Raw genomic sequence first — 16987 nt, 5'->3', positions numbered from 1 at the left:
CCCATGACGCGTGCGCTGGCAAGCGGGATCGCGCGTGGGAGGTCGGTTCTTCTGACCTCCTCCGCGCGATCCGACCTGCCACGCGCGGAACCGCCGCGCACGCACGTTCGGCCCCTCGTGGTGCGACACGCCCGGGCCGGGGCTGGTACGCTGGTGGTCGACTTCGGCGAGGGCCGCGCACGCGCGGCCGTGATCGACGCAGTGGGAGATCCGGCCAGACTCTGGGACCGTTCCTCACGCGTGCACGCGTTCGAGTTGCAACACCACAGACCCCACGATGCCGGCACCCCGGTGTCGTCCCCGAGACCAGGAGGCACCATGGCCGACTACACCAAGCTCGCAGCGGAAGTCCGCACCAAGTTCGGCAAGGGCGCTGCGCGCAAGCTCCGCGCTGCCGACAAGATCCCCGCGGTCATCTACGGCCACGGCACCGAGCCGCAGCACGTGAGCCTCCCGGGCCACGAGACCATGCTGCTCGTCCGTACCGCCAACGCGGTCGTGGACCTCGACATCGACGGCGCTGCCCAGCTCGCCCTCGTCAAGGACGTCCAGCGTGACCCGGTGCGTCAGATCATCGAGCACATCGACCTGGTCGTCCTCCGCCGCGGCGAGAAGGTCACCGTTGACGTCCCCGTCGTGATCGAGGGCGAGTCCTTCGCCGGCACGATCCACGTCCAGGACCTCAACACCGTCTCGCTGCTCGTCCTCGCGACGGACATCCCCGAGCACGTCGTCGTCGACGTCGAGGGCCTCGAGGACGGCAAGCAGATCCACGCCTCCGAGCTCCAGCTCCCCGAGGGCGCCGAGCTCGAGACCGACCCCGAGGCGCTGGTCGTCGCGATCGTCACCCCGCGTGGCACCGCTGACGACGAGGCCGCGGACGAGGCCTCCGCTGAGGCGGGCGCCGAAGCCGGTACCGAGGGCGGCTCCGCTCCGGTCGACTCCGAGTAAGCAGCACCCAAGGAGAGACATCTGGTCGACGCTGATGGCAGATCGTTCGTTCGTCGTGGTCGGGCTCGGGAACCCCGGGCCCGACTACGCGGGCAACCGCCACAACGTCGGCCAGATGGTCCTCGACGAACTCGCGGCCCGGATGGGTGCGACGTTCAGGAAGCACAAGACCCCGAACCAGGTCGCCGAGGGGCGGCTGGTGCCGGGTGGCCCCCGCCTCGTGCTCGCGAAGCCGGGGTCGTTCATGAACACCTCCGGCGGACCGGTCTCCGCGGTCCTCGGGTTCTACAGCGTGACGCCGGCCGACCTCATCGTCGTGCACGACGAGCTCGACCTGCCGTTCGACACCGTCCGCCTCAAGGGCTCCGGCGGTCACGGCGGGCACAACGGCCTGCGGGACATCATCAAGGCGACGAACACCAACGAGTTCGCCCGCGTGCGGGTCGGCATCGGCCGTCCCCCCGGGCGCCAGGACCCCGCCGACCACGTCCTGCGTGACTTCTCCCCGACCGAGAAGAAGACGCTGCCGAACCTTCTGGCCGACGCCGCCGACGCGGTCGAGGCCGTCGTCGACCTCGGGCTGGTCGCCGCGCAGCAGCGGGTGCACGCCCCGTCCTGACGAGCAGCGGCGCGGCCCGTCCGGGCCCCGTCCTGACGAGCAGCGGCGCGCCCCGTCCTGACCCGCCGCGTTCGCTGGTCGCGCACGGAGCGGCCGCTGTCGGACCTGGCCGGTACCATGTCCTGAGTGACGATCTCGGGCATCATCCCTGCGCTCTCCCGCGCCTCCGCGTTCGATCGCGTCCTCCGCGCCGCTCCTCGTGACGCCGACTTCTCGGTGGTCGACGGCCTCCGTGTGCCACTGCTCGGCGCACTCATGGCCGAACGCAAGGGCCCCCAGTGCGTCCTCGTGATCACGGCCACGGGTCGTGAAGCCGAGGCGGTGCGGGGCTCGCTCGCGAGCTACCTCCCCGACGCCGAGGTCCTCGAGTTCCCCGCGTGGGAGACCCTGCCGCACGAGCGCCTCAGCCCGAGCGCGCAGACCGTCGGCACCCGCATCGCGACGCTCCGCGCCCTGCAGCGCTGGCAGGACGCCGCCGCCTCGGGAGCCGACCGGCCGACGACCGTCGTCGTGGCCAGCGTCCGCGCCGCCCTGCAGCCCATCGCGGACAACCTCACCGAGCTCAGCCCCGTGGTGCTCCGTACTGCTTCGCGCGGCAACGACCTCGCCGCCATCGCCGGGCAGCTCGTCGACCTCGCCTACGCCCGCGTCGACCTCGTCACGCGCCGTGGTGAGTTCGCCGTCCGTGGCGGCATCCTCGACGTCTTCCCGCCGACCGCCGACCACCCCGTGCGCGTCGACTTCTTCGGCGACGAGATCGACGGCATCAAGGCCTTCTCCGTCGCCGACCAGCGCTCGACCGAGGACGACCTCGACGCCGTCGAGCTGACCGCCTCGCGCGAGCTCCTGCTGAGCGACGACGTCCGGCAGCGGGCGCGCGAGATGCTGCACGAGTTCCCGAGCCTGTCGCAGATGCTGGCCAAGGTCGCCGAGGGGATCCCGGTCGAGGGCATGGAGTCCCTGGCCCCGGCACTCGTCCGCGAACTCGTCCCGATGACGACCTACCTGCCCGAGAGCGCCACCATCGCGGTGTTCTCCCCGGAACGGGTCAGCGGTCGTGCCCACAGCCTCGCCGAGACCAACCAGGAGTTCCTGCAGGCGGCGTGGAGCGCTGCGGTCGCCGGGGCTCAGGCCCCGATCGACCTCGACGCCGGCAACTTCCTCACCGTCCCGCAGCTGAAGCGCACGCGGGGGCAGCGCACCTGGTGGACGATCTCCCCGTTCGACAGCGGGCAGGACGAACCCCTCACCGACGCGGACGCCGTCGCCGAGGCCGGCGAGTACGTCCGGGTGCGCGCCGACGCCGTCCCGAGCTTCGCCGGCAGCGCCGACGGTGCCGTCGCGCACGTCAAGGCCCTCACGGACGACGGCTGGGCGGTCGTCGTCACCGCGCAGGGGCAGGGCCTCGTCGAGCGCGCCGTGCAGGTGCTCGCCGACGCCGGTGTCGCCGCACGGGTCGGGCTCGTCACCGGGCCGCCGGAGCCCGGCGTCGCCATCGTCACCACCGCCGTGGTCGAGCAGGGGTTCTCCATCCCCGACCCCCGCATCGCGGTGCTGTCCGAGGCCGAGTTCTACGGCCGCAGTGCCCAGCAGGGTGCCCGCACCGTCAAGAAGCTCGCGAGCCGCCGCAAGAACGTCGTCGACCCGCTGCAGCTCAAGCCGGGCGACGTCGTCGTGCACGCCACCCACGGCATCGGCAAGTTCGTCGAGCTCGTCTCCCGAGAGGTCTCGAGCGGCGGTCGCAACGCCGTGAAGACGCAGCGCGAGTACCTCGTGCTCGAGTACGCGCCGTCCAAGCGCGGGTACCCGGGCGACAAGCTCTTCGTCCCCACCGACCAGCTCGACCAGCTCTCCCGGTACGTCGGCGGCGAGTCCCCGACCCTGTCGAAGATGGGCGGCAGCGACTGGTCCGCGGCCAAGAGCAAGGCGCGGAAGGCCGTCCGCGACATCGCCGTCGACCTCGTCAAGCTCTACTCGGCACGCATGGCGTCGAAGGGCCACGCGTTCGGCCCGGACACCCCCTGGCAGCGCGAGCTGGAAGAGGCCTTCCCCTTCGCCGAGACCGCCGACCAGCTCACCACCATCGACGAGATCAAGCGCGACATGGAGCGCCCGATCCCGATGGACCGCCTGCTGTCCGGCGACGTCGGCTACGGCAAGACCGAGGTCGCGATCCGCGCCGCGTTCAAGGCCGTGCAGGACGGCAAGCAGGTCGCCATGCTCGTCCCGACGACCCTGCTGGTCCGCCAGCACATGGAGACGTTCGCCGAGCGCTTCGCCGGGTTCCCCGTGCACCTCCGTGCGCTCAGCCGGTTCCAGACGGAGAAGGAGTCCAAGGAGACCCTCGCGGGCCTCGCCGACGGCACCGTCGACATCGTCATCGGCACGCACCGGATCCTCTCGCAGAGCGTGCAGTTCAAGGACGTCGGCCTGGTCATCATCGACGAGGAGCAGCGCTTCGGCGTCGAGCACAAGGACCAGCTCAAGAAGTTCAAGACCAACGTGGACGTCCTGGCGATGTCCGCGACGCCGATCCCGCGCTCGCTCGAGATGGCCGTGACGGGCATCCGCGAGATGTCGACCCTCGCCACCCCGCCCGAGGACCGCCACCCCATCCTGACCTTCGTCGGTCCGCAGTCCGACCTGCAGGTGGCCGCGGCGATCCGGCGCGAGATGCTCCGCGAGGGCCAGGTCTTCTACGTGCACAACCGCGTGAAGGACATCCAGTCGGTCGCCTCGCACCTCGCCGAGATCGTCCCCGACGCCCGCATCGCCGTCGCCCACGGGCAGATGTCCGAGCAGGCCCTCGAGCAGGTCATGGTCGACTTCTGGGAGCGTCGCTTCGACGTGCTCGTCTCCACCACGATCATCGAGACCGGCCTCGACATCGCGAACGCGAACACGCTGATCATCGACCGCGCCGACAAGTACGGCCTGTCGCAGCTGCACCAGCTCCGCGGCCGTGTCGGTCGTGGTCGCGAGCGGGGCTACGCGTACTTCCTCTACGACGCCGACAAGCCGCTCTCCGAGACCGCGCAGGACCGCCTCGAGACCATCGCGGCGAACAACGAGCTCGGCGCCGGCATGCAGGTCGCCATGAAGGACCTCGAGATCCGCGGCGCGGGCAACCTGCTCGGCGGTGAGCAGTCCGGCCACATCGCGGGTGTCGGGTTCGACCTCTACCTCCGCATGATCGGGGAGGCCGTCTCCCAGTTCCGCGGGGACGTCGCCGAGGGGCAGACCGAGCTCCGCCTCGAGATCCCCGTCGACGCCCACATCCCCGAGGACTACGTCGAGTCCGAGCGCCTGCGACTGGAGGCCTACCAGAAGCTCTCCGCCGCCTCGGCCCCCACGGCCCAGACGGACGCGATCGACATGGTGCTCGACGAGCTCACCGACCGCTACGGCACGCCCCCGCAGCCCGTCCAGACGCTGGTCGAGGTCTCTCGTCTCCGCCGCATGGCACAGCAGGTCGGTCTGTCCGACGTCGTCGTCATGGGCTCCAACCTGCGTGTCGCGGGCAAGGAGCTCGCCGACTCGTCCCAGGTCCGGCTCAAGCGGATGTTCCCCGGCGCGAAGTGGTTCCCGCAGCAGAACGCGTCGAGCATCCCGGTGCCGCGCCCGCACGACCTGGCCCTGCCCGACGACGCCCTGATCCGGTGGGTGGAGAGCATCCTCACCGCCGTCTACGGCGCAGCCGCCCCCGCAGAGGCCCCGGCGGCGTAGCCGCCTGCGGTCCGGCACCGCTGTCGGACGGGAGGCTCGGTGCCAGCGCGCACCGAGCCTCCCGTCCGGTGGGCGGTGCGGTCCGCCGCGCCCGCCCGCGCGCCCACGAGCCCGCCCGCCGAGCCAGTCTCGACTCCGAACGACAGCACCGCTGTCGTACGACTTCGAGTCTGTCGTTCCGAGTCGGCGCGAACCGGGGACCACCGAGCGCGCGACACCATCGCTGTCGTACGACCTCGACCTCGTCGTTCCGAGTCGAGAGCGCCCGCCGCGCCGGACCCGCTGGCGCTACTCCGTCGCCTCGGCCTCGGAGAGCTCCCGGCGTGCGCGGTGGTGCCGCGCCTTGAGGCTGACGACCACGGCCGAGGCGACCATCGCGATCCCGGACCCGACCAGGACGGCGAGGACGCCTTCGTCGACGATCTCGTCGTTGCTCGCGAACGCCAGCTCGTTCATGAGCAGCGACACCGTGAAGCCGATGCCGCCGAGCACGCTCACCGTGACGATCGACGAGAACGACAGCGACGGACGACCCGGGCCGCGGAACAACCGCGTCGCGACGGCGCCGAACAGCGTGATGCCGATGACCTTGCCGACGGGCAGTGCGAGCACGACGGCCCAGAACGTGGGGGAGAGCTCGCCGATGCCGACCGCCGGGATCATCACCGCAGCAGAGGCGAACGCGAACACCGGCAGCACGATGGCGTTCGACCACGGCTCCACCCGCTCGTGCAGGGTGTGCCCGGGACGCCGCGGCAGGACGAGCCCGAGCGCGACCCCGGCGATCGTCGCGTGCACGCCCGAGTGGTACACGAGCCACCAGGTGAGCAGGCCGAGGACGACCATGCCCGCGATGAGCCAGCCCTGGCCGGAGCGACCCGGCCGCAGCATCCGTCCGAGCAGCCAGAACAGCACGAGGAGGACGACCGCGCCGCCGAGTGCCAGGAAGTCCGTGTCGTGGGCGAACACCACCGCGATGATGACGATCGCGATGAGGTCGTCGAGCACCGCCAGCGCGAGGAGGAACACGCGGATCGTGGACGGGAGCCCGCGGCCGAACATCGCGAGGACCCCGAGCGCGAACGCGATGTCCGTCGCCGTCGGGATCGGCCACCCGTGCGTGTACTGGGTCCCCGCGGTCACCGCGAGGTAGACGCCGGCGGGCACGATGACCCCGCCGACCGCGGCGATGGCCGGCACGATCGCGGTCTTCGGGTTGGCGAGCTCCCCGGCGACGAGCTCGTGCTTCAGCTCGATCGCGACGAGCAGGAAGAACACGGCGAGCAGCCCGTCGCTTATCCAGTGCGCGACCGAGAGGTCGAGCCCGACGGCACCCCACGGAGCGTGCACGTGGAGGACGTGTTCGAGCCCGGGGCCGACCGGGGTGTTCGCGAGCACGAGGCCGAGGACGGCGGCCGTGAGGAGGGCGATGGCACTGAAGCGAGGAGAGCGGACGAGCGCGAGCAATGGGACTCCGGGAGGGTTCGGGAAACGGTCCGTCGACCAGACTTCCCGACACGCCACGACCAGTCTACCGGAGGCCCCTGGCGGCGGTGCAGGCCGTGCGAGCATGGCCGGATGACCGCCATGGAGGACCTCGTCGCCGTCGTCGACCGCCTGCTCGCCCCAGACGGCGGCTGCGTGTGGAACCGGGAGCAGACGCATGCCTCCCTCGCCCGGTACGCGGTCGAGGAGGCCTACGAACTCGTCGACGCGATCGAGGACGGCGACCCGGCGGACCTCCGCGAAGAACTCGGGGACGTGCTCTACCAGGTCGTGCTCCATGCCGGGATCGCCGAGCACGATGGCCTGTTCGGGCTCGACGACGTCGCTGCGACCGCCCGCGACAAGATGACCCGACGGCACCCCCACGTGTTCGGGGACGAGCGGGCCGACACCGTGGAGGACGTCGTCCGCGTGTGGCGCGCGGCGAAGGCCGCCGAGAAGGCGACGCGGACGAGCGCCTTCGACGGGGTGCCGCGGGCGATGCCGCCGCTGGAACGTGCGGTGAAGCTCCTCGAACGCCTGGAGGAACGTGGGGACGCCGACACGGTCGTCGCCGCCGTCGTGGGGTCCGTTGCGTCGGCCCGGTCGGCTGGGCCGGCTGGGCCGGCTGGGTCGGCCGGGGCTGGCGCTGCCGTGGGGAGCGTCGAGAGTGCCGACGTGGCGTGGGGCGTCGGGATGCTCGCGTCGGTGGCCGAGGCGCGGCGTTCCGGCGTCGACCCGATCGCGAGCCTCCGTGCTGCTGCGGCGATGCTCGAGGCCGAGGGCCGGGCAGCGGACGTCCTCTGACGGGTTGTCTTGGCGCGTCGCGACGGGTGCGTCGCGGTCCGTGCGACGTGGGTGTCGTGGGTCGTGCGTCGGGATCGTGGCGCGAACCGCGACGACGAGACCGAGACCGAGCGAGACCGAGACCGAGACCGAGACCGAGACCGAGCGAGAAGTGCGGGCGCCCTCCTAACCCGAAAAAGGAGGACGCCCGCGAGCGGGCGCTCGGCGTCGCCAGGGAGCGACGCCGGCAGGGATGCCCGCTCGAACCGCGGGGCACATTGCAGCACAGTGCCCTCGCGACCGGTTCAACGAGTGGATCAGGCACCCGTCGAACCGAGGTTCTGGATCTAGCATATGAGTAGATCAGCAGCACCGCAAGTCCGACTCCTGATCTGACAGGATTGAGCCATGGCGACGACCGTGACGGCACCCCGTGGCATGCGCGACTTCCTCCCCGCGGACAAGGCGCGGCGCGAGCACGTCCTCGGCGTGATCCGCGGCGTGTACGCGCGACACGGGTTCGACGAGATCGAGACCCCCGTGGTGGAGGACTCGGCTCGCCTGCACTCGGGCCTCGGCGGCGACAACGAGAAGCTCGCGTTCGGGGTCCTCCGCCGTGGGCTCACGACCGAGGACCTGCACGCCGCCGAGGCGCCGCTCGACCTCGTCGACCTCGGGCTGCGCTTCGACCTGACCGTGCCGCTCGCCCGGTTCTACGCCTCGCACCGCGCCGAGCTGCCGACGGTGTTCCGCGCGGTGCAGATCGCGCCGGTCTGGCGTGCCGAGCGTCCGCAGAAGGGGCGCTACCGCCAGTTCGTGCAGTGCGACATCGACGTCCTCGGTGAACCCGGCCAGCTCGCCGAGATCGAGCTGATCCGCGCGACGACGGCCGCCCTCGACGAACTCGGCGTCACCGGGACGTCGATCCGCATCAACGACCGCCGGGTGCTCACAGCGATGCTCGCGTCCTGGGGCATCACCGACCCGGGTGCCGCCGAGCGCGCACTCATCACGATCGACAAGCTCGACAAGATCGGCGCGAACGGAGTGGCCGTCGAGCTGAGCGAGATGCTCGGGCAGGGCCTGTTCGACACGGTCGAGCTCGCGTCGACGATCGAGGAACTCGCGCACGCCGACTGGGAGACCGCCGCCGGCGCGGACTGGCTCGACACCGAGGCCTTCGACGACCTGCTCCGCCTCCGTGCGGCGCTCCCGGGTGTCGACCTGCGCTTCGACCCGACGCTCGTGCGTGGGATGGGCTACTACACCGGCACGATCTTCGAGGTGGCGCACCCCGACTTCGGCTACAGCCTCGGTGGTGGCGGTCGGTACGACGGCATGATCGGGCGCTTCCTCGGCCAGGACGTCCCTGCAGTGGGCTTCTCGCTCGGGTTCGAACGCCTCGTCGACCTCGTCGACCTGCCCGAGTCCGCCACGAGTGACGCCGTCGTCCTGCTGTACGACAAGGACGCCGATCCCGTCCGGCTGGCCGCGCTGAAGAGCGAGGCGCTTGGTTCCCACCAGCGCGTCCGCCTCGAGCGCCGTACCAAGAACACGAAGAACCAGCTCGCCGGCCTGGCGGCCCAGGGCTTCGGTGCCTTCGCCAGCGTGGGTGCCGACACCACCTCGCTGCAGGGTGTGGAGTTCCGCCCGCTCGCCTGACTTCTCCACAGTGGTCACCCGGAGCGGCGGAACCGTTCACCGGTCCTCGCTAGGATCGATCCGCAAGCACCACAACCGCAACGTGTAGGGAGTACCCCGTGGCCGTGATCGATGCCGTAGGAGCACGCGAAGTCCTCGATTCCCGAGGGAACCCGACCGTCGAGGTCGAGGTCCTCCTCGACGACGGCGTCGTGTCGCGCGCGCTCGTCCCGTCCGGTGCCTCCACCGGCGCCTTCGAAGCGTACGAACTGCGCGACGGCGACAAGTCCCGCTACGGCGGCAAGGGTGTCCTCAAGGCGGTGGAAGCCGTCCTCGACGAGATCGGCCCCGCGCTCGAGGGCTTCGACGCCACCGACCAGCGCCTCGTCGACGCCGCGCTCATCGAGCTCGACGGGACCGAGAACAAGTCGCGCATCGGTGCGAACGCGATCCTCGGTGCCTCGCTCGCCGTCGCCCGCGCCGCCGCCGACTCGGCCGACCTGCCGCTGTTCCGCTACCTCGGCGGCCCGAACGCGCACACGCTGCCCGTCCCGCTGATGAACGTCGTCAACGGTGGCGCGCACGCCGACACGAACGTCGACATCCAGGAGTTCTTCCTGGTGCCCTACGGTGCCGAGAGCTTCTCCGAGGCCCTCCGCTGGGGCGTCGAGACCTACCACGCCCTCAAGGGCGAGCTGAAGAAGCAGGGCCTCGCGACCGGCCTCGGCGACGAGGGCGGCTTCGCGCCGGAGCTCGCGTCGAACCGTGCCGCGCTGGACTTCCTCCTCGCCGCCATCGAGAAGGCCGGCTTCACGCCGGGCAAGGACATCGCACTCGGCCTCGACGTCGCGTCGACCGAGTTCTTCTCCGACGGCAAGTACGCGTTCGAGGGCAAGCAGCTCTCGAGCCAGGAGTTCACCCAGTACTTCGTCGACCTGGCCCGTGACTACCCGCTCGCCACGATCGAGGACCCCCTCGCCGAGGACGACTGGGAAGGCTGGACCCACCTGACGGCCGAGCTGGGCGACAAGCTCCAGATCGTCGGCGACGACCTCTACGTCACGAACCCGAAGCGTCTGCAGCGGGGCATCGACGAGAAGGCCGGCAACTCGATCCTGGTCAAGGTGAACCAGATCGGGACCCTGACCGAGACCCTCGACGCCGTCTCCCTCGCGCAGCGCCACGGCATGACCGCGATCCTGTCCCACCGCTCCGGTGAGACCGAGGACACCACCATCGCCGACATCGCGGTGGCGGTCGACGGTGGCCAGATCAAGACCGGCGCCCCGGCTCGTTCGGACCGTGTCGCGAAGTACAACCAGCTCCTCCGCATCGAGGAAGAGCTCGGCGACGCCGCGGTCTACGCCGGTCGCACCGCCTTCCCGCGGTCCGCATCGCTCTGACCCGCTCAACCGCTGATGCGCTGATGCGCTGACGTCCCACCGAGACGCCGTCCTCCATCACGGAGGGCGGCGTCTCGTCGTGCGGTCGAGGTGCCCCACACGCCGAGGCTGGCACGGCACGCGGTCTGCGCGAGACACCCCCGCGAGGGCGAGACGCCGCGAACCGCTCGAGACGCCGCCGATTTCGACGGCGTCTCGAGGCGACCGAGGCGTCTCGCGCAGACGGGTGTCTCGCGCTGCAGTCGGGCGGCACGAGGATTCGACACGGGCCCGTCTCGCGCCGACGGGGGTGTCTCAGGGCAGACAGGGGTGTCTCGCGCTGCAGCCGGGCGGTGCAGAGCGTCGACACGGGCCCGTCTCGCGCAGACGGGGGTGTCTCGAGGTCACAGGGCCGGCGCCCGACGCTGAGAGGCTGCGGGACACGCGCGCGCCGAGGTGCCGAGCCTCGGCACCCGGGTTATCGTCGGACCGTGTCCAGCCAGAAGCCCCGCGTCCGTCGCGTCCCCGTCGCGATGCCCGAGGGCTCCACGGCCGAGCAGCCCTGGTACCGCTCCATCCGGTTCTCCGGCTTCAGCCTGCTCATGCTCGGGATCATCGTGCTGTTCGTGGTCGTCCTCGCGCCCTCGCTCCGGACGCTCATCCAGCAGCAGGAGCAGATCGCGCAGCAGCAGCACGAGGTCGCAGCGCAGAAGTCCGACGTCGCGCAGAAGAAGAAGGACGTCGCCCGCTGGGACGACCCCGCCTACATCGAGGCCCAGGCCCGTGACCGTCTGCTCTACGTGTACCCGGGGGAGCAGAGCTTCCTCGTGATGGGGGAGGGCACCGGCAGCCGCCGCGACGACGCCCCCACGACGGACTCCGGCACGCCCGTGAGCTCGACGGTGCAGACGCCGAAGGTCGACTGGGTGCAGGCGATGCTGTCCTCCGTGCTCGAGTCCGGCCTGACGACGGACACGAAGCAGGACCTCGTCGCCCCGGACGTCTCCGGGACCGGCGACACCGCGACGAAGGGCTGACCGGCGTCACACCGGTGCGGAGCGCCCCGGAACTCCGGTAGCCTCTTGTACCCGTGACGACCCCTCCGTTCGACCCGCCGACCGAGCACGACGTGCAGGTGGTCTCGGCCCAGCTCGGCCGCCCCGCGCGTGACGTCGTCGGCATCGCCGCTCGCTGTGTCTGCGGCAACCCCACGGTCGTCGCGACGAAGCCCCGGCTCGCGAACGGCACCCCGTTCCCGACGCTCTACTACCTGTGCCACCCGGCTGCCACCGCCGCCGTCAGCACACTCGAGGCGACCGGCGTCATGCCCGAACTCGCCTCGCTGCTCGACGACCCCGAGACGGCGGCACAGTACCGCGCCGCCCACGAGGCCTACCTCGCCGACCGCGAGTCCATCGAGCACGTCGACGAGATCGACGGCATCAGCGCGGGCGGCATGCCCGTCCGCGTGAAGTGCCTGCACGCCCTCGTCGGCCACACACTCGCAGCCGGACCCGGCGTGAACCCCATCGGTGACCTGGCGCTCGAGCGCGCCTCGTGGTCACCCGACCGGTGTGGATGCCGGGCGTATGATGAGGGTGCAGACGCCGGAGTCGGGGCGGGTGGCGGCGAAGTCTGACCAGACTCCCGGCCAACCCTCATCACTAGGAGATCATCCCCCGTGCCCAAGATCCTCGTCGTCGGCGGCGGTTACGCCGGTTTCTACACCGCCTGGAAGCTCGAGAAGCACCTTCGCCAGGGCGAAGCCGAAGTCGTCATGGTGGACCCGCTGCCGTACATGACGTACCAGCCGTTCCTGCCCGAGGTCGCTGCCGGTTCCATCGAGCCGCGCCACGCGATCGTCTCGCACCGTCGCCACCTCAAGAAGACCCGCGTCGTCACGGCGAAGGTCACGAAGGTCGACCACGCGACGCGCACCGCCACGATCACGCCGGAGCTCGGTGAGCCGTGGGAAGAGACCTACGACCAGATCGTCATGACCGCCGGTGCCGTCTCGCGCACGTTCCCGATCGCGGGCGTCGCGGACGAGGCGATCGGCCTCAAGACCATCGAAGAGGCCGCCGCGATCCGCGACAAGGTCCTCACCAACTTCGCCAAGGCCGTCAACCTGCCGGCCGGCCCCGAGCGTGACCGCCTGCTGACGGTCGTCGTAGTCGGCGGTGGCTTCGCGGGCATCGAGGTCTTCGCCGAGCTGCGCTCGTTCGTCACCGACCTGCTGAAGAGCTACCCGCAGATCGCTTTCGAGGACACTCACTTCCACCTGGTGGAGGCCATGGGCCGCATCATGCCCGAGGTCTCCCTCGAGACCTCGCACTGGGTCCTCGAGAACCTCGCCCAGCGCGGTGCGACCGTGCACCTCGAGACGCAGCTCGCGTCGGCCGTCGGTGGCGTCTGCCAGCTCAAGGCCAAGGACGAGTCGATCGAGACCATCGAGTCCGACCTGATCATCTGGACCGCCGGCGTGATGGCGAACCCGATGGTGAAGGGCACCGACTTCCCGCTCGAGCCCCGTGGCCGCATCACCGTGCAGCCCGACCTCCGCATCGTCGACGAGGGCACCGTCGTCCCCGACGCGTGGGCCTGTGGTGACGTCGCGGCGGTCCCCGACCTCACGGGCGGTGGCGTCGGCGGCATGTGCGTCCCGAACGCCCAGCACGCGGTGCGTCAGGCCAAGCAGCTCGCCAAGAACCTCGTCGCGGTGCTCCGCAACGAGGCCACGGTCGAGTACAAGCACGAGAACCTCGGTGCGGTCGCCGGCCTCGGCGTGGGCATCGGCGTGTTCCAGTCCGGCAAGTTCGCGATGAAGGGCTTCCTCGCCTGGGGTGCGCACCGCGGCTACCACGGTCTGGCCATGCCGTCGTGGGAGCGCAAGATCCGCGTCGTGAGCGACTGGGTCGGTGGCTTCTTCCTCGGCCGCGACATCGCGTCGCTCGACGACCGCGAGACCCCGCGTGCCGCGTTCGAGGCCTGGGCGTCGCGCCCGAAGCCCGCCACCGCCGACGAGCCCAAGGCCGTCGACGCCGCAGCACCGGCCGAGGGCACCCCCGCCGGTGCCGCTGGCCCGGCCTACGCCACCCCGGCGGAGGACGTCTCCAAGGAGGCCGCCCCCGTGGACGGCGAGAAGGTCGCCGCCAAGAGCGAGTAGTCCGAGCGCACGACAACGGGCGGTCACCCTCCGGGGTGGCCGCCCGTCGTCGTGCTGCCCGTCGGTAGGCTGGTCGCGCCCCGCCCCCGTGGCCCAATCGGTAGAGGCACGCGACTTAAAATCGCTGAGCTGAGGGTTCGAGTCCCTCCGGGGGTACCAGCGTTGGTCGATCCGGACAGGAGGCTCTCCTCGCGACGTGCGCGGAGCCTCCTGTCCGGCCGTCGTCGTGACCAGAGCCGGGGGTGAGTCGCTCAGACCGCCAGGCGGGAACGACGAAGCGGCGCGACCCCGAGGGGCCGCGCCGCTTCGTCGTGCCGGTGGCTCAGTACAGCCGGTAGCCGGTCACCATCGGGCAGGTGAAGGGGTCGCGTGCTGCGAGGCCGACGCGGTTGAGGTAGGCCACGACGATCGCGTACGACTTGCCGAGGCTGGCCTCGGTGTACGGGATGTTGTGCTTGGCGCAGTGGGCCTTGACCATCGGCTTGGCCTTGCGCAGGTTCGGGCGCGCCATGTTCGGGAACAGGTGGTGCTCCGCCTGGTGGTTCAGGCCACCGAAGAGGTGGTCGGCCCAGATGCCGCCGGTGATGTTGCGCGAGGTGCGCACCTGGCGGGAGAGGAAGTCGATGCGGGCGCCCTCGGCGATGACGGGCATGCCCTTGTGGTTCGGCGCGAACGAGCCGCCCATCATGACGCCGAACACGGCCAGCTGCACGCCGAGGAAGGCGGCGGCGACGGGGAACGGCATGAGCGTGAAGATCGCCCAGAAGTACAGGCCGAAGCGGGCGACGAGCAGGATGCCCTCGATGATGCGGTCACGGCCGGAGCCCTTGATGTGCTGACCGGTGACGAGTGCGCGGACACCGAGGAAGTGCAGGTTGGCGCCTTCCATCGTGAGGAGCGGGAAGAACGCCCAGCCCTGCACGCGGGTGAGTGCGCGGAGCAGACCGCGGCGCTGGGCGGCGTCCTCCTCGATGAAGGAGACCGTGTCCTGCGCGATGTCCGGGTCCTTGCCGATGGTGTTCGGGTTGCCGTGGTGGCGGTTGTGCTTGTTCATCCACCACGTGTACGACAGGCCGACGATGAAGGTGCCGAGGATGCGGCCGGCGTTGTCGTTCCACTTGCGGGAGGCGAAGACCTGCCGGTGCGCGGCTTCGTGGGAGAGGAACGCGAACTGGGTGAAGAGCGCTCCGAGCACGGCGGCCGGGATGAGCTGGAACCAGGAGCCACCGAGCATCGCGACGGCGACGAAGCACGCGGCGACGAGGGCGACCAGCACGCCGAAGACGGTCCAGTAGAAGCCGACACGGCGTTCCAGGAGCCCGGCGGCGCGGACCTCTTCGAGGAGGTCCTTGTACGTGGACGTGCCTGAGGCGGCGCCCGGCGTACGGGGAGTGGTGGGTCGGTACAGGGTCGATGAAGACATGAGCTGCTTCCATCAGGAACAGCCCTTCGGCCGTACTCTCGAGTTCCCGCGTTTGCGGTTGCTAGGGAACCTAGGGGTCGAACCTGGGCAGAGACCGTGGAACGCGCGTACCGTCCGGGGAGGTCGCCGGTCCGTTCGGCGGCCACCCACCGGGCTCGGAGGTCCCTGCCCGTGAAGCACATCATCTACGGTCTCGCATCGGTCCTCACCACCGACGACGCGGCCTACGCCGTCCTCGACTACGCCGCCGCGCTGGCCCAGGCCGGGCTCGCTGACACCGTGCACGTGCCCACCGTCGACCGGTGGGGGATGAACACCACGTCGAGTCTCCTGCTGGCACCGGCGATCGGGGTCCTGGTGCAGGGTGCCCCGGACGACGAGCTCCAGCCCGACACCGCCGGCTTCATCACCGAGCTCCGGTGGCGGACCCGCGCGGTGCAGACAGCCGGGTAGCGGCCGGGTCCTCGCTAGCATGCACGGTGTGGTCGGACTGGGCAGCGCACTCGCGAACCTCCGTGGCGTCCTCCGGCAACCCGAGGCACACGTCGAGACCGTCGACGGCGAGTCCGTCCCCGTCGGCATGCTCCTCGGCACACTCGGGGCGCTGCTGCTCGACGCCGGGAGCTCCGTCACCGACGTCCGGTCGGCTCTCGAGAAGACGCGCGAGGCCGCGGGCATCGGCCCCGGGCTCGCCGTCGGGGTGCTGCCGGCACTCGTGATCGTCAGCGAGACCGCGACCGGCTCGGCGACGATCGTCAACGCCGAGGGCATCGAGCTCTCGTTCCGGCAGGCGGCGCGGGCGAACCGGCTGGTGCTCGGGCTCGAGAGCGGGTCGATCGCCCTCGCCGAGATCCCCGCCCGCGTCCGGGCGATCCGCGCGAACACCCGTCCGCCCGCACCGCTGCCGTGGATCGCCGGCAACGCCCTGACCGCCGCGGGACTCGCCGTCGTGTTCCGCTGCCCGTGGTGGGCGGTCCTCGTCGTGCTCGGGGTCGGCGCGGTCGTCGGGGTCATCGGCCTGCTGCTCCGCCGGTTCCGCGAGGCCGTCGCCGTCGTTCCGTTCCTCGCCGCGTTCGTGTCCACCGCGGTCGTCGGCCTCGTCGCCGCGAGCACCGGGTTCGACCACGTCCCACTCTTCGCCGTCTGTGCGCCCGTCGCGGTGTTCGTGCCGGGTGCGCTCATCACCAACGCGCTCCTCGAGCTCACCGCCGCGGACATCGTGACCGGGTCCGCGCGGCTGATGCAGGGGCTCATCATGCTCGGCTTCATGGCCGCCGGGATCGCCGCGGGCAGCGCCGTCACCGGACTGCGGGTCGACCCGAGGTCCGCCGCGCTCGTCGGGGAGGTCGCCGGCGTCGGGACCGACCGGGCCGGCTGGGAGTCGGTGCCGGAGTACTGGTTGTCGTGGGTGGCCGTCGCGGTGCTCGCCGTCGGGATCGGCCTGGTGTTCGGCGCCGGGTGGAAGCTCACGGCGGCGTCGATCGTCGTGATGATCGGGGCCTACGCGCTGGTGTCCGGCCTGGCGCCGCTCGTGGGGAGCGTCGTCGCGACGGGCACCGCGGCGGCCGTGCTGTTCGTCGCCACCCGCGGGCTCGAGCGGCTGGTGCCGGTGATCCCGGCGACGGTGTCGTTCCTGCCGGCGTTCCTGCTGCTCGTGCCGGGCACCGTCGGGCTCGTCGCCGTGGCCACCGCCGACCCGCAGTCCCTGGCGACGCCGCTCGCCACCTTCGTCAGCCTGTGCGTCGGCACGAAGATCGGCGGCCTGCTGCCGGGCCTGTTCGCCCGCACGGCACCGACGCACTGACGGC

Annotated in this window: 13 protein-coding genes and 1 tRNA gene; 12 read left to right on the top strand and 2 right to left on the bottom strand. The window is 70.9% G+C overall.

The window, feature by feature from the left end; all coding sequences use genetic code 11:
* Positions 1-318 precede the first annotated feature (318 nt).
* The 3 genes from OXR63_RS05050 to mfd all read left to right on the top strand — a co-directional run bounded on the left by OXR63_RS05050 (position 319) and on the right by mfd (position 5296).
* On the top strand, positions 319-951 hold the full coding sequence (locus tag OXR63_RS05050) for a 50S ribosomal protein L25/general stress protein Ctc (protein ID WP_267420513.1): 633 nt from the start codon (positions 319-321) through the stop codon (positions 949-951).
* Between the two features lie 34 nt (positions 952-985).
* A complete protein-coding gene (pth, locus tag OXR63_RS05045) occupies positions 986-1570 on the top strand; it encodes an aminoacyl-tRNA hydrolase (protein WP_267420511.1) in 585 nt (194 codons plus the stop codon).
* 126 nt (positions 1571-1696) lie between these two features.
* Positions 1697-5296 (top strand): transcription-repair coupling factor, encoded by a 3600-nt coding sequence (gene mfd, locus OXR63_RS05040; RefSeq protein ID WP_267420509.1) that lies wholly within the window; start codon positions 1697-1699, stop codon positions 5294-5296.
* 288 nt (positions 5297-5584) lie between these two features.
* Here the strand turns inward: mfd and nhaA are convergent, their stop codons facing one another.
* Positions 5585-6763 (bottom strand): Na+/H+ antiporter NhaA, encoded by a 1179-nt coding sequence (gene nhaA / locus OXR63_RS05035; protein ID WP_267420508.1) that lies wholly within the window; start codon positions 6761-6763, stop codon positions 5585-5587.
* Between the two features lie 111 nt (positions 6764-6874).
* Between nhaA and OXR63_RS05030 the strand changes: the two genes are divergently transcribed.
* The 7 genes from OXR63_RS05030 (at position 6875) to OXR63_RS05000 (ending at position 13915) form a co-directional block, all read left to right on the top strand.
* Positions 6875-7588: a MazG family protein gene (locus OXR63_RS05030; protein ID WP_267420507.1), complete on the top strand. Its 714-nt coding sequence runs from the start codon at positions 6875-6877 to the stop codon at positions 7586-7588.
* Positions 7589-7975: 387 nt separating this feature from the next.
* Positions 7976-9229 (top strand): histidine--tRNA ligase, encoded by a 1254-nt coding sequence (gene hisS / locus OXR63_RS05025; protein ID WP_267420506.1) that lies wholly within the window; start codon positions 7976-7978, stop codon positions 9227-9229.
* Positions 9230-9327: 98 nt separating this feature from the next.
* A complete protein-coding gene (gene eno, locus OXR63_RS05020) occupies positions 9328-10611 on the top strand; it encodes a phosphopyruvate hydratase (protein WP_267420505.1) in 1284 nt (427 codons plus the stop codon).
* A 470-nt stretch (positions 10612-11081) separates the two neighbouring features.
* Positions 11082-11627: an FtsB family cell division protein gene (locus OXR63_RS05015; protein ID WP_267420504.1), complete on the top strand. Its 546-nt coding sequence runs from the start codon at positions 11082-11084 to the stop codon at positions 11625-11627.
* Positions 11628-11680: 53 nt separating this feature from the next.
* Complete coding sequence (locus OXR63_RS05010; protein ID WP_267420503.1) at positions 11681-12229, top strand: DUF501 domain-containing protein; 549 nt, start codon at positions 11681-11683, stop codon at positions 12227-12229.
* Positions 12230-12271: 42 nt separating this feature from the next.
* Positions 12272-13756 carry an NAD(P)/FAD-dependent oxidoreductase gene (locus tag OXR63_RS05005; RefSeq protein ID WP_267420502.1) on the top strand — a complete coding sequence of 495 codons (1485 nt, stop codon included), beginning with the start codon at positions 12272-12274 and terminating at the stop codon, positions 13754-13756.
* An 82-nt stretch (positions 13757-13838) separates the two neighbouring features.
* Positions 13839-13915: transfer RNA gene (locus OXR63_RS05000), tRNA-Leu, on the top strand.
* 163 nt (positions 13916-14078) lie between these two features.
* Here OXR63_RS05000 and OXR63_RS04995 read toward each other — a convergent pair.
* The gene (locus tag OXR63_RS04995; RefSeq protein WP_267420501.1) at positions 14079-15179 is read right to left on the bottom strand and encodes a fatty acid desaturase family protein; all 1101 of its coding nucleotides are present in this window, start codon (positions 15177-15179) and stop codon (positions 14079-14081) included.
* Between the two features lie 171 nt (positions 15180-15350).
* Here OXR63_RS04995 and OXR63_RS04990 point away from each other — a divergent pair, with 171 nt between their 5' ends.
* Both OXR63_RS04990 and OXR63_RS04985 read left to right on the top strand, forming a co-directional pair.
* Positions 15351-15632: a hypothetical protein gene (locus OXR63_RS04990; protein ID WP_194661212.1), complete on the top strand. Its 282-nt coding sequence runs from the start codon at positions 15351-15353 to the stop codon at positions 15630-15632.
* 28 nt (positions 15633-15660) lie between these two features.
* On the top strand, positions 15661-16983 hold the full coding sequence (locus OXR63_RS04985; protein ID WP_267420499.1) for a threonine/serine exporter family protein: 1323 nt from the start codon (positions 15661-15663) through the stop codon (positions 16981-16983).
* The last annotated feature ends 4 nt before the right edge of the window (positions 16984-16987 follow it).

It is taken from the genome of Curtobacterium sp. GC_Cur_3 (assembly GCF_026544205.1).
GTDB lineage: Bacteria > Actinomycetota > Actinomycetes > Actinomycetales > Microbacteriaceae > Curtobacterium.
This window is presented reverse-complemented; position numbering and strand designations above follow the sequence as displayed.

What these genes read in the sequence shown, in the direction of transcription:
- OXR63_RS05030 (WP_267420507.1), top strand. Translation starts at nt 6,875, where the DNA reads ATGACCGCCATGGAGGACCTCGTCGCCGTCGTCGACCGCCTGCTCGCC.
- OXR63_RS05050 (WP_267420513.1), top strand. Translation starts at nt 319, where the DNA reads ATGGCCGACTACACCAAGCTCGCAGCGGAAGTCCGCACCAAGTTCGGC.
- OXR63_RS04995 (WP_267420501.1), bottom strand. Translation starts at nt 15,179, where the DNA reads ATGTCTTCATCGACCCTGTACCGACCCACCACTCCCCGTACGCCGGGC.
- hisS (WP_267420506.1), top strand. Translation starts at nt 7,976, where the DNA reads ATGGCGACGACCGTGACGGCACCCCGTGGCATGCGCGACTTCCTCCCC.
- pth (WP_267420511.1), top strand. Translation starts at nt 986, where the DNA reads ATGGCAGATCGTTCGTTCGTCGTGGTCGGGCTCGGGAACCCCGGGCCC.